The following is a 12,729-nucleotide window of genomic DNA, read 5'->3' as shown; positions in this document are numbered from 1 at the left end:
GCCGCGATGGGTACCGAGTTCGTCACGACGGTGAGGTCGACGTCGGTGGGCAGGGCCGCGACCAGGCGACCGGTCGTGGTTCCCGCGTCGATGACGACGCTCCCGCCGGATTCCGGCAGGAATCGGGTGGCGGCCGCGGCGATGCGGTCCTTGAATCCGGCGCGGGTCTGGTCGCGTTCCGCCAGGCCGGGTTCGGTGACGGTGAGGGATGCGGCGGGGATGGCGCCGCCGTGGACACGCCGCACGTGGCCGAGCCGTTCGAGCATGGCCAGATCGCGGCGGACGGTTTCGGTCGTGACGCCGTACCGACCGGCGAGTTCGGCGACGGACATGCGTCCGCGCCGCTCGATCAGCTCGCCGATCGCCTGTTGCCGTTCCTCTGCGTACACCGGGTCTCCTCGTCGCCTGCGGAAAATGTTGCTTTATGTTGTTTTACGCCCGTATGTGTTGACATGTCAATGCTCCGGAGTAATCTCGATCACATCGATCTCCGCCAGTGGCGAGGAGGAAGCATGAAGAACGTGATGCCGGTGGCAGACGGTTCGCCGGTGCGCGAAGTCCACGGAACCCCCGTCGTGCCCGGTGTGGCCTACGGCCCGGCGATCCGCCCCGCGCCGCGCCCCGAACTACCCACCGCGCACGCGGGCGTTCCCGACACCGCCCGCGCAGCCGAAGCGGAACGGTTCACGGCCGCCGCGAGCGTCGTCGCCGACAGGTTGCGGGCCCGCGCCGCCCACGCCTCCGGCGCCGCCGCCGAGGTGCTGCTGGCCAACGCCGGCCTCGCCGAGGACCGCGCCTGGATCGGCGCCGCCACCGGCAGGATCCGCAACGGATCGGACGCCGTGGCCGCCGCGATCGACACCACCGAGCAGTTCGCGACGATGTTCGCGCAGTTGGGTGGGCTCATGGCCGAGCGGGTCACCGACCTGCGCGACATCCGCGACCGCGTCGTCGCGGAACTTAGCGGACATCCGGAACCGGGAATCCAGCTGCCCGACGAGCCGTCGGTGCTGCTCGCCGAGGACCTCGCCCCGGCCGATACCGCCGGCCTGGACCCCACCCGCATCATCGGGCTGGCCACCACCCTGGGCGGACCCACGAGCCACACCGCGATCATCGCGCGCCAGCTGGGCATTCCGTGCGTGGTCGCCGCGGCGGGACTCGACGCGATCCCGGCGGGCGCGGCCGTCCTGCTCGACGGTTCCACCGGCGAGATCCGCATGGATGCGGACCCGGAGGCCGCACGCGCGGCGGTCGAGGTGGACCGGCAGGAACGCGCCCGCGTGGCCTCCTGGACCGGCCCCGGTGCCACCGCCGACGGCCACCCGGTCGCGATCCTCGCGAACGTGCAGGACGGTGCCGGCGCGCGTGCAGCCCGGCAGACCCCCGCCGAGGGAGTCGGCCTGTTCCGCACCGAGCTGTGCTTCCTGGACCGGGACGTCGAACCGTCGGTGGCCGAGCAGGCCGACATCTACGCGGAGGTGCTCACCGCCTATGCCGGGCGCAAGGTCGTCGTGCGCACCCTCGACGCCGGGTCCGACAAGCCGCTGCGGTTCGTGACCCATCCCGACGAACACAACCCGGCGCTCGGTGTGCGGGGCATCCGGATCGAGGCGACCGCACCCGGCATCGTCGAGCGGCAACTCGACGCGGTGGCCGAGGCGGCCGCGCGGACCGGCCAGTCGCCGTGGGTCATGGCCCCGATGATCGCGACCGTCGCCGAGGCCGCCCGGTTCGCCGCGCTGGTGCGGGCCCGGGAGATGGTGCCGGGCGTCATGATCGAGGTGCCCGCCGCGGCACTGCTCGCCGACCGGCTGCTCGAGCACGTCGACTTCCTGTCCGTCGGCACCAACGATCTCGGCCAGTACACGATGGCCGCCGACCGCATGTCCCCGCAGCTCGCGGCGCTGACCGACCCGTGGCAGCCGGCCGTGCTCGCGCTCGTCGCCCGGACCGCGGAGGCCGGCCGGACGGCCGGAAAACCGGTCGGAGTGTGCGGGGAGGCCGCCGCCGATCCGCTGCTCGGCTGCGTACTGGCCGGGCTCGGCGTCACCTCGCTGTCGTGCGCGGCGGCCGCGGTCGGCGCGGTCGGCGCCCGGCTCGCGACGGTCACTCTCGACCGGTGCCGGGAGGCCGCCGAAGCGGCCGTCGCCGCCGCGGATCCGGCGTCCGCCCGTGCGGCGGTCACCCGCATCCTGGGCTGAGCACTGCGCGGCGCGCCTTCCTGGCCTTACGATTCCGTTTCGTGAGCGAACCGGTGAAGACCACGAAGAGGGTACGTGCGGGCGTCGGCTGGACACTGCACGGTGACGGCCGCCGCATCACCCACGGCGGGGTCGTTGCTCCGGACGAACGGTTGTCCTGGCCGCGGACCGTCGGCATCGGCATGCAGCACGTCATCGCCATGTTCGGAGCCACCTTGCTGGTGCCGACGATCACCGGTTTCCCGGTCACCACGACGCTGCTGTTCTCCGGGATCGGCACCGCGCTGTTCCTGCTGATCACGCGGGGCCGGGTGCCCAGCTACCTCGGTTCGTCCTTCGCCTTCATCGCCCCGCTCACCGCGTCGGCGGCCGATGGACCCGCCGCGCAACTGGGCGGCATCGTCGCCGTCGGCGTGCTGCTCGCCGTCGTCGGGCTCGTGGTCAAGGCGCTCGGCGCCCGCGTCATCGACGCCGTGATGCCGCCGGTGGTGACCGGCGCGATCGTCGCGCTCATCGGCCTGAACCTGGCCCCCACCGCCGTCGGCTCGTTCGAGGCGCAGCCGCTGATCGCCGCGATCACCCTGGTCTCGATCCTGCTGGTCACCGTGCTCGGTCCCGGCCTGCTCGGCCGGCTCGGCATCCTCGTCGGTGTCGTGATCGGCTGGGTGTTCGCCGCGGTCACCGGCGGTCTGGCCGACGACCGGCTCACGGCGCTGCGCGACGCCGCCTGGTTCGGGGTTCCGGAACTGCGCGGCCCCACGTTCCAGCTGTCGGTCGTGCTGGTCGCGCTGCCCGTGGTGATCGTCCTGATCGCCGAGAACGTCGGCCACGTCAAGGCCGTGTCCGCGATGACCGGACGCAATCTCGACGACGTCGCCGGCGATGCCCTGTTCGCCGACGGCCTGGCTACGACCCTCGCCGGCTTCGGGGGCGGCTCGGGCACGACGACCTACGCCGAGAACATCGGGGTCATGGCCGCCACCCGCGTCTACTCGACCGCCGCGTACTGGGTTGCCGCGGCCACCGCCGTCGTCCTGGCGTTCTCCCCGAAATTCGGCGCACTCGTCTTCACCGTCCCGGACGGCGTGCTCGGCGGCGCGACCCTGGTCCTGTACGGCCTGATCGGCATCCTCGGCGTCCGCATCTGGATGGACGCGAAGGTCGACTTCACCGACCCGGTGAACCTCACCGTCGTGGCTGCCGCGCTCGTCGCGGGCATCGGCGACCTGACGCTGTCGATCGGATCGGTCGAACTCGGCGGCATCGCATGGGGATCGATCGGCATCCTCGTCGCCTACCCGATCCTCCGGAAGTTGGCGAACCTCCGAGGGTGACCCTGCCGCCGTTCCACACCGGCGACAACGGTCACAAAACGTGCTCGCTCCTGTCAGCGTCACAACAGGTGGTACTTGCCTACCGTAAGGGCGAAGTACGCCGTGACCTACAGGAGCGCACATGGAACGCACCCTCTTCGAACCCGAACACGAACTCTTCCGCGAGTCGTACCGGAAGTTCCTCGAGCAGGAGGTGGCACCCTTCCACGAGCAGTGGGAGAAGGACAAGATCGTCGACCGTGAGGTCTGGAAGAAGGCCGGGGCGCAGGGCTTTCTGGGCATGGCCGTTCCCGAGGAGTACGGCGGAGGCGGTGTCGACGACTTCCGGTACAACGTCGTGCTCACCGAGGAGACCACCCGCGGCGGCTACAGCGGTGTCGGTTTCATGCTGCACAACGACGTCGTGGCTCCCTACCTGCTGAACCTCGCGAACGAGGAGCAGAAGCAGCGGTGGCTGCCCGGCTTCTGTTCCGGCGAGATCATCACCGCCATCGCGATGACCGAACCCGGCACCGGTAGCGACCTGCAGGGCATCAAGACCCGTGCGGTGCGCGACGGCGACGACTGGATCCTCAACGGCTCCAAGACGTTCATCACCAACGGCATCAACGCCGACCTGGTGATCGTCGTTGCCTGCACCGACCCCGAGAAGGGCGCCCAGGGCTTCTCGCTCCTCGTCGTCGAGCGCGGCATGCCCGGTTTCGAGCGCGGCCGCAATCTCGACAAGATCGGTCTCGACGCGCAGGACACCGCGGAGCTGAGCTTCGACAACGTGCGCGTGCCCGGCGCGAACCTGCTCGGTGAAGAGGGCCTCGGCTTCATCTACCTGATGCAGAACCTCCCGCAGGAGCGCCTGTCGATCGCGGTGGTCGCCGCGGCCGCCATGGAGCAGGTCCTCGAGGACACCCTGCAGTACTGCCGCGACCGCAAGGCGTTCGGCAAGTCCATCGGCAAGTTCCAGAACACCCGGTTCGAGCTGGCCGAACTCGCCACCGAGACGCAGATCGCGCGCGTGTTCGTCGACAAGTGCATCGAGTCGCTCAACGCCGGCACGCTCACCGTGCCGGAGGCGGCGATGGCGAAGTACTGGACCACCGACAAGCAGGTCGAGCTCATCGACCGGTGCCTCCAGTTGCACGGCGGCTACGGCTACATGCGTGAGTACCCGGTCGCGAAGGCGTACCTGGATGCTCGCGTGCAGAAGATCTACGGCGGCACCAACGAGATCATGAAGGAGGTCATCGGCCGTTCGCTGAACGTCTGAGCGACCTTCCGGAAAACCACATCGGGGCGGTACGGCAATCGCGGTACCGCCCCGATGTCGTTGTGGGAGATCTCAGATCTTCCGGATCACGGTGACGACCTTGCCGAGGATGACGGCGTCGTTGCCGGGGATCGGTTCGAACATCGGATTGTGCGGCATGAGCCACACGTCCTTCTTCACTCGCTTGAAGGTCTTCACGGTGGCTTCCCCGTCGAGCATCGCAGCGACGATGTCGCCGTTCTCGGCGACGTTCTGCTGGCGCACGACCACCCAGTCGCCGTCGCAGATCGCGGCGTCGATCATCGATTCGCCGACGACCTTGAGCAGGAACAGCGATCCCTGGCCGACGAGTTCGCGGGGGAGAGGGAAGACGTCCTCGACGGCCTCCTCGGCGAGGATCGGGCCACCGGCCGCGATCCTGCCCACGACCGGCACCATCGCCGCGGACGGTACCGCCGACGTTGCGGGAGCGGTGGTCTCGGTGCTGTCGTCGGGGGTGACCGCGCTGTCCTCGAGGCCGCGGACATCGACGGCGCGCGGCCGGTTGGCGTCGCGCCGCAGGAAGCCCTTGCGTTCGAGGGTGCGCAGCTGATGGGCCACGGACGACGTGGAGTTGAGCCCGACAGCGTCGCCGATCTCCCGGATGCTCGGCGGGTACCCTCGCTCGGCCACCGAATCGCGGATCACTTCGAGAACGCGCCGCTGGCGCTCGGTGAGCCCGGCCGTCGAATCGGCGACGACCGTCCGGGCGGGGCCGCTCGCGGAGTTGGCGTCCGTCATGGTCGTGACCTCCGTGCGTCGAGTGTCGGATGTGCTGGTTGTGATGTATCGAATCTATCCGCATTCGCGCGCGTTATCAAACACCTGTTCGAGATTTCCGGCTCGAAAAGCTGACAAGTCGATCATGGCGTGGTAGAAATTCGAACAGATGTTCTTCGAACCTTTGATCGAACGAAGGATCGACATAGATCGAACACTTGAGCGATCGAGCGAGAAATGCGCAGTTCGCGCAGCCGATCGAGTACCGCGACCGGTCGAGCACGGAGGATCCGATGGGTGCAGCAGCAGTTCGCCGAACCGAGTGGAACGAGTTCACGACCGGCCCGATGCGGGTCGACCCCGCCCACGAGCGGGACGCCCGGATCTATCGCTTCCCGGTCCGGCCGCCGTTTCCCCGCCCGAATGCGGGACGCATCGAATACCGCCGTCCGGCAGCGGCTCCCGTCGCGTGCACCGACCGCACACGCCCGGCGGCGCTGTCGTTCCCCCGGGCCGTGCGGCAGACGGTGGTGACGGTGCTCCTCACTGCGACCGCGCTCGTCGCGATCCTCGCGGTGGGGTACCTGCGGACGAGCGAGGTCGCGGCGCATGTTCCGCGCACCGAGGTCGCGGTCGTCAGAATCGGCGAATCGCTCGCCGACGTCGCCGCCCGGATCGCCCCGGACGCCGCCACGGTCCAGGTAGTGGAGCAGATCTCCGAGCTCAACATGCTGTCCGGCACCACGGTGCGTCCCGGTCAGCAGCTCATCGTTCCGGTCGTCGGCCGCGGGTGAGCTGCCGTGCTCGACCGGGGACCGGACCGGGACGAATCCGGCCGGCAGGTATTGTCGATTCCTGTAAGCCACACCACCCCGTGTGGTCGCGTCGGGGCAGCTCCACCTCAGGGCGGGGACGACCTCGGGAAGACGGTTCGACGCCGACGTCGCGGCCCGCACGGCAGCGACGAAGGAACCGACATGTATTGCCCGTACTGCCGGCACCCGGATTCCCGGGTCGTCGATTCGCGCGAGGCCGATGAGGGCGCCGCGATCCGCCGGCGCCGGGCATGTCCCGAATGCGGCCGCCGATTCACCACCGTCGAAACCGCGGTGCTGTCCGTCGTCAAGCGCAGCGGCGTGACCGAGCCGTTCAGCCGCGAGAAGGTCGTGCGCGGCGTCGCCCGCGCGTGCCAGGGTCGCGCGGTCGACAACGACGCGCTCAACCTGCTGGCGCAGCAGGTCGAGGACGCGGTGCGGGCCAAGGGTTCTCCCGAGGTGCCCAGCCACGAAGTCGGTCTGGCCATCCTCGGCCCGCTCCGGGACCTCGACGAGGTCGCCTATCTGCGATTTGCGTCCGTGTACCGGGGCTTCAGCTCGGCGGAGGACTTCGAACGCGAGATCAAGGAACTGCGCGAGCATCAGGCGCGGCGCAGCACCGACCCCGGCGAGGACTGACCCCGCGGGTGTCGGCGCGGCGCCCGGCCGGCCGCCGGCGCCCGACCGTTCAGCGAATCGCGCTGATGGCCTTCATGATTCGCTTCTCCGACACCGGGATCCGAGTTCCCAGGCCCTGCGCGAACAGGCTCACCCGCAGCTCCTCGATCAACCAGTAGACCTCGTTCACGTCCGCGGCGGCCCGGCGTTCCTCGGGCAGCCGGGCGAGCAGCCGATCGTATTCGGCGTACACCCGGTCGAGTACGTCCATGCCCTGGGCGTCGCGGTGGGCGCTCGCCGGCAGTGCCTCGAGGCGCTGCGCTGCGGCAGCGAGATATCTCGGCAGGTCCGCGAGACGGCGACTGCCGAGGTCGGTCACGAAGCCCGCGAACAGCAGCGAGGCCAGTTGCTCCCGCACATCGTCGGCGGCCTCGCCGCGCACCCGGTCCAGCAGCACCCCGACCTCGTGGGCCCGGGACAGCGCCGGCACCACCAGCTTCAGCAGCGCCGACACCCGGCCGGGCAGCTGCGCCCGGACCGTCTTGACCATCGCCTCGAATTCCTCGGGGGTCCGGATCGGCGCGCCGTGCGCCGCGACCAGTTCGTCCACGGCGCAGGCCCGGCAGTCCTCGAGCAGCGCGTCGAACGAACCGTCCGGATTGCGGCCGAGCGCGAGACGTTCCGCGTTGGTCAGCCCCGACGTGGCGGCGCGCGCCTGCGTCGGAACCGCCGCCAGCAGCAGCGCCCGCAGGCCGGTGCGGGTCGCGGCGCGTTGTGCCTGCGGGGTGCTCAGGACTCGGACCGCGACACCGGACCCCTCGCTCACCAGGGCCGGATAGCCGGTCACCTGCTGGTTCCCGACCGTGCGCGTCACGGTCTCCGGCAGCGTGCCGAGCGTCTCTGCCGTCCACACCAGCGCCGGCGCGCGTTCGGTGCTCGACGCAGCGCGCGCCACCTCCGCGTCGACGCGCACCGCCAGCTTCTTGCGCAGGTCCGCCAGGCTCTTGCTGTGCCCCAGGACCTTCCCGCGCTCGTCGACCGCCGCGAACGTCAGCCGCAGATGTTCGGGCAGGGCCGCGACGTCGAAATCGCTCGGTTCGATGCGGCAGTTCCCGAGCCGCGACAACTCGCGGGCCATCGCGTTGACGAGCGGCTCGCTGCGCGGGGTGACCGACGCGAGCGCGGCCGCCGCGAAGTCCGGTGCCGGAACAACTTGGCGCCGAAGCTGTTTCGGCAAGGTCTTGATCAATGCCGTCACGAGTTCGTGACGCATGCCCGGCACGAGCCAGTCGAACCCGACCGGGCGGATCCCGGCCAGCAACGCCACGGGGATGCGGGCGGTCACGCCGTCCTGTTCGGTGCCCGGCTCGAACTGGTAGGTGAGCGGGAACTGCACATCGCCCTGCCGCCACGCGTCGGGATAGTCCCCCTCGAGCACTGCGGCGGCGTCCTGATTGACGACCGTTTCCGGGGTGAACGTCAGCAGTTCGGGATCCTGCTGGCGCGCCTTCTTCCACCACGTGTCGAAATGCCTGGCCGACACGGCATTCGGTCCGACCCGTTCGTCGTAGAAGGCGAACAGCGTTTCGTCGTCGACGAGGATGTCCCGTCGCCGCGCACGATGCTCGAGTTCCTCGACGTCCTCGAGCAACGCCCGGTTGGCGTGGAAGAACTTGTGCCGCGTGCGCCATTCGCCCTGCACCAGCGCGTGCCGGATGAACAGGTCGCGCGAGACCTCCCGATCGATCGTGCCGTACTGCACCGGGCGTTGCGCCACGAGAGGGATGCCGTAGAGCGTGACGCGCTCGTAGGCCATCGCCGCCTCGCGTTTGATCGACCAGTGCGGCTCCGAATACGTGCGTTTGACCAGATGCGGGGCCAATTTCTCGACCCATTCCGGCTCGATGCGCGCCGCCATGCGCGCCCACAATCGTGACGTTTCGACGAGTTCGGCGGCCATCACCCAACGCGGTGGCTTCTTGAACAGCGACGACCCGGGGAAGATCGCGAAACGCGAACCGCGCGCCCCGAGATAGTCCCGCTTGTCGCCCTCGCGCAGCCCGACGTGGGAGAGCAGACCGGCGAGCAGCGACTGGTGGATCGAGTCCTCGGAGACGTCCTGGTGGCGGGTCTCCCAGCCGAGGTTCAGGGTGATCTGACGCAGCTGCCCCTGCAGGTCCTGCCATTCGCGGATCCGCAGCCAGTGCAGGAACTCGTTGCGGCACATCTTCCGGAACTGGTTGGACGACAGTGCTTTCCGTTGTTCCTTCAGATAGCCCCACAGGCGCAGGAAGGCCAGGAAATCGGAGCCCTCGACCGCGAAGCGGGCGTGCTTCTCGTCGGCTGCCTGCTGGAACTCGGCGGGACGTTCACGCACGTCCTGGATCGACAACGCCGCCACGATGATCAGCACCTCGCGCAGACAGCCGTTGCGGTGGCCCTCGACGATCATCCGCGCCATCCGCGGGTCGACGGGCAGCCGCGCGAGTTCGCGGCCGGTCGCGGTGAGCTTGGGCAGCTCGTCGCGCTTGGCCGGCTCGAGGGCACCGAGCTCTTCGAGCAGCGCGATGCCGTCGCGGATCGCGCGCGGGTCCGGTGGTTCGACGAACGGGAACGACGCGATGTCGCCGAGACCGAGCGCGGTCATCTGCAGCACCACCGACGCCAGGTTGGTGCGCAGGATCTCCGGTTCGGTGAACTCCGGGCGGGCTTCGAAGTCCTCCTCGGAGTACAGCCGGATGCAGATACCGTCGGCGACGCGGCCGCAACGACCGGACCGCTGCCGCGCCGACGCCTGCGAGATCTCCTCGATCGGCAGGCGCTGCACCTTGGTCCGCACCGAATAGCGGGAAATACGCGCGGTGCCGGGATCGACGACGTAGCGGATACCGGGGACGGTCAGCGACGTCTCGGCGACGTTGGTGGACAACACCACCCGGCGGCCGGTGTGCGGGGTGAAGACCTTGTGCTGCTCGGCCGCCGACAACCGCGCATACAGCGGCAGGATCTCGGTGTTGCGCAGCTTGCGGTCGCGCAGGGCGTCGGCGGTATCGCGGATCTCGCGTTCACCGGAGAGGAACACCAGGATGTCGCCGTCACCGGCGGCCTGCAGTTCCTCGACCGCCTCGCACACCGCATCGACGGGATCCCGGTCGATCAGCTGATCGCCGACCTCGACCGTGAGCGGCCGGTACCGGATCTCGACCGGGAACGTCCGCCCCGACACCTCGACGATCGGTGCCGGGGTCCCGTCGGGGGCGGCGAAGTGCCGTGCGAACCGTTCCGGATCGATCGTCGCCGAGGTGATGATCACCTTCAGATCGGGCCGTCGGGGCAGCAGCTGCTGCAGGTAGCCGAGGATGAAGTCGATGTTGAGGCTGCGCTCGTGGGCCTCGTCGATGATCAGGGTGTCGTAGCGGCGCAGCAGCGGGTCGCGCTGGATCTCGGCGAGCAGAATGCCGTCGGTCATGAGCTTGACCAGTGTCGAGTCCGACACCTGGTCGGTGAAGCGCACCGTGTAGCCGACGGTCTCGCCCAGTTCGGTGTCGAGTTCCTCGGCGAGACGTTCGGCGACCGCCCGCGCGGCGATGCGCCGCGGCTGGGTGTGCCCGATCAGCCCGCGCACACCGCGACCGAGTTCGAGGCAGATCTTCGGGATCTGCGTGGTCTTGCCCGAACCGGTCTCGCCGGCCACGACGACCACCTGCCGGTCGCGGATCGCGGCCGCGATGTCGTCCTTGCGCTGCGACACCGGCAGCGTCTCGGGATAGGTGATCGCGGGGACGGCGGCGGCCCGCTCGGCGAGGCGGATGCGGGCCCGTTCGATCTCGGCGGCGATCGCGGTGAGCGCGTCGGCGCCGCGAGCGCGATCGAGTTTGCGGCGGAGACGTTGTTCGTCGCGGAGCGACACCTCGGCAAGGGCCGACTTCAGGTCGCGGCGATTCGGGGCGGGAGAGATGGACATGCTGAAGAGACAGCCTAGCGAAACACGATCGTCGGGCCCCGTCACAGGCACGCTTCGGGAACGGCGAGCGGTCAGTCGACCGGGGCGGGTGGGCGCTCGGTCTCCCGGACCCGCGCGAAGACGTCCCGGAACGGGGCGTGCACCGTGAAGTGGGTGAAGCCGTAACGGTCGCGCGCGTTCAGGATCTGCGCGGCCATCTCCTCGACCGTGCCGATCAGCAGGAACGGGGTGTCGAGCAGGTCGCCCACCGGCAATCCGAGCCTGTGCGCGACGGACGCCGCCGCCGCTTCCCGGTCGTCGGTTTCGAGCACCAGCTGGAGCAGGGTGTGCCACTCGATGTGGTCGGCGCGCGGCCCGGCGCAGGCCCGCGCGAACCGGACGCGGTCGTCGGCTTCGGTTGCCGACCCGATCCGGAAGGTGCCCGGGGGACGGCCTCGCACCTGGTACGCGCCGGCGACACCGACGATGTCCGCGTGCGCCGCCGCGATCGCGAGGATCCGGTCTCCGGTGCCACCGACGATCAGCGGCGGACCCTCACCGCCGAAGCCGTGCCGCTGGACCGGTCGCAGGATCGGCATGCCGAAGGCGTCGCGCATCGCGGCCTGAGGCTCGTAGCCGGGATGCGCGAACAGCCGCCGCAGTTCGGCAATGGTCTCTTCGAGGTGGTCGGCGCGGGCACCGAAGGGTTCCCACGCGATGCCGGCGGACTCGAACTCCCACCTCATGTGCCCGGCGCCGAGGCCGACCTCGAGCCGCCCGCCGGTGAGCGCGTCGGTCGTGGCGATCTCGCGGGCGAGCAGCGCCGGATTCCAGAACGCGGCGTTGAGCACCAGGGTCCCCACCCGCAGCCGCTCGGTGGCGTGCGCGGCGGCCACCAGCGTCGGGAACGGTGCCGGCACCCCGAGGTGATCCGCGGCGAAGAGTGCGTCGTATCCGGCCTCCTCGACGGCCCGGCAGGACCGTGCGAAGGCCTCCGGGGACTCGATGCCGAGTACGTTGACGGAGAACCGGAATCCGGTCATGCACTCCAGCGTGGCGCACGCGCGCCGTGCACGCCAGAATCGTTGCCGGTACGTACGATGGCCGACGGACATGAACGGTCGTGGACGGGAGTGGATCGTGGGCGCGTTGTGGCACGGATTTGCCGACATGGGCGCGATCGAACGCGACGGAGCGTTCGTCGTCGCTCGCGGTGAGGGCGCCTACATCTGGGACGACGCCGGCACCCGCTACCTGGACGCGACCGCGGGCCTGTGGTTCGCGAACATCGGGCACGGCCGCACCGAGATCGGCGAGGCCGTGGCCGCGCAGCTCGCAAAGGTCGCGCACTACTCGAACTTCGGGGATCTCGCGCTCGAGCCGACGGTCGCGCTCGCCGAACGACTCTCCGCGATCGCGCCCGTCCCGGACAGCAAGATCTTCTTCACCTCCGGCGGCTCCGATTCGATCGACACCGCCGCGAAGCTGGCCCGCCGCTACTGGCAGGAGATGGGCCGGTCCACCAAGACGCTGCTCGTCGGACGGCAGAAGGCGTATCACGGCATGCACATCGGTGGCACGTCGCTGGCCGGGATCCCCGTGAACGGCGAGGGCTACGGGCAGTTGTGGGACGACACCGCGACGGTGCCGTGGGACGACGCGAAGGCGCTGCTCGAGCTCATCGAGTCCGTCGGTGCGGACACGATCGCCGCGTTCTTCGCCGAACCGATCATCGGCGCCGGTGGGGTGTACCTGCCGCCGGAGGGCTACCTCACCGAGATCCGTGACATCT

General features: G+C 69.7%; 9 protein-coding genes and 1 pseudogene. 6 read left to right on the top strand and 4 right to left on the bottom strand.

Annotated features, from left to right (window positions below):
- Nucleotides 1–389, bottom strand: a 389-nt coding sequence (locus tag I0Q12_RS33505) for a DeoR/GlpR family DNA-binding transcription regulator (RefSeq protein WP_307846408.1), incomplete at its 3' end; no start/stop codon positions are given.
- 123 nt (nucleotides 390–512) lie between these two features.
- On the opposite strand from I0Q12_RS33505, the gene I0Q12_RS21905 reads away from it, so the two are divergent.
- The 3 genes from I0Q12_RS21905 (at nucleotide 513) to I0Q12_RS21895 (ending at nucleotide 4,802) form a co-directional block, all read left to right on the top strand.
- Entirely contained in the window at nucleotides 513–2,204 is a 1,692-nt protein-coding gene (locus tag I0Q12_RS21905) for a phosphoenolpyruvate--protein phosphotransferase (RefSeq protein WP_197254667.1), read from the top strand.
- A gap of 41 nt (nucleotides 2,205–2,245) precedes the next feature.
- Nucleotides 2,246–3,538: a uracil-xanthine permease family protein gene (locus I0Q12_RS21900; RefSeq protein WP_248674749.1), complete on the top strand. Its 1,293-nt coding sequence runs from the start codon at nucleotides 2,246–2,248 to the stop codon at nucleotides 3,536–3,538.
- 121 nt (nucleotides 3,539–3,659) lie between these two features.
- Nucleotides 3,660–4,802, top strand: coding sequence for an acyl-CoA dehydrogenase family protein (locus I0Q12_RS21895; protein ID WP_197254665.1), 1,143 nt, complete (start codon nucleotides 3,660–3,662; stop codon nucleotides 4,800–4,802).
- Between the two features lie 72 nt (nucleotides 4,803–4,874).
- On the opposite strand, the gene lexA is transcribed toward I0Q12_RS21895, so the two are convergent.
- Entirely contained in the window at nucleotides 4,875–5,582 is a 708-nt protein-coding gene (gene lexA, locus I0Q12_RS21890) for a transcriptional repressor LexA (protein WP_197254663.1), read from the bottom strand.
- 272 nt (nucleotides 5,583–5,854) lie between these two features.
- Between lexA and I0Q12_RS21885 the strand changes: the two genes are divergently transcribed.
- Nucleotides 5,855–6,355, top strand: coding sequence for a LysM peptidoglycan-binding domain-containing protein (locus I0Q12_RS21885; protein WP_231611188.1), 501 nt, complete (start codon nucleotides 5,855–5,857; stop codon nucleotides 6,353–6,355).
- Nucleotides 6,356–6,538: 183 nt separating this feature from the next.
- Complete coding sequence (gene nrdR, locus I0Q12_RS21880) at nucleotides 6,539–7,015, top strand: transcriptional regulator NrdR (protein WP_197254661.1); 477 nt, start codon at nucleotides 6,539–6,541, stop codon at nucleotides 7,013–7,015.
- Between the two features lie 49 nt (nucleotides 7,016–7,064).
- Here nrdR and hrpA read toward each other — a convergent pair whose 3' ends face one another.
- A complete protein-coding gene (hrpA, locus tag I0Q12_RS21875; RefSeq protein ID WP_197254659.1) occupies nucleotides 7,065–10,958 on the bottom strand; it encodes an ATP-dependent RNA helicase HrpA in 3,894 nt (1,297 codons plus the stop codon).
- A 71-nt stretch (nucleotides 10,959–11,029) separates the two neighbouring features.
- The gene (locus I0Q12_RS21870; protein ID WP_197254652.1) at nucleotides 11,030–11,980 is read right to left on the bottom strand and encodes a TIGR03621 family F420-dependent LLM class oxidoreductase; all 951 of its coding nucleotides are present in this window, start codon (nucleotides 11,978–11,980) and stop codon (nucleotides 11,030–11,032) included.
- Between the two features lie 70 nt (nucleotides 11,981–12,050).
- Here I0Q12_RS21870 and I0Q12_RS21865 point away from each other — a divergent pair.
- Nucleotides 12,051–12,729 (top strand): annotated as a pseudogene (locus I0Q12_RS21865) (aminotransferase class III-fold pyridoxal phosphate-dependent enzyme); the annotation flags it as partial.

This window comes from Rhodococcus sp. CX (genome assembly GCF_015865005.1).
GTDB lineage: Bacteria > Actinomycetota > Actinomycetes > Mycobacteriales > Mycobacteriaceae > Rhodococcus.
This window is presented reverse-complemented; position numbering and strand designations above follow the sequence as displayed.

What these genes read in the sequence shown, in the direction of transcription:
- I0Q12_RS21905 (WP_197254667.1), top strand. Translation starts at nt 513, where the DNA reads ATGAAGAACGTGATGCCGGTGGCAGACGGTTCGCCGGTGCGCGAAGTC.
- I0Q12_RS21895 (WP_197254665.1), top strand. Translation starts at nt 3,660, where the DNA reads ATGGAACGCACCCTCTTCGAACCCGAACACGAACTCTTCCGCGAGTCG.
- lexA (WP_197254663.1), bottom strand. Translation starts at nt 5,582, where the DNA reads ATGACGGACGCCAACTCCGCGAGCGGCCCCGCCCGGACGGTCGTCGCC.
- I0Q12_RS21885 (WP_231611188.1), top strand. Translation starts at nt 5,855, where the DNA reads ATGGGTGCAGCAGCAGTTCGCCGAACCGAGTGGAACGAGTTCACGACC.
- nrdR (WP_197254661.1), top strand. Translation starts at nt 6,539, where the DNA reads ATGTATTGCCCGTACTGCCGGCACCCGGATTCCCGGGTCGTCGATTCG.
- hrpA (WP_197254659.1), bottom strand. Translation starts at nt 10,958, where the DNA reads ATGTCCATCTCTCCCGCCCCGAATCGCCGCGACCTGAAGTCGGCCCTT.
- I0Q12_RS21870 (WP_197254652.1), bottom strand. Translation starts at nt 11,980, where the DNA reads ATGACCGGATTCCGGTTCTCCGTCAACGTACTCGGCATCGAGTCCCCG.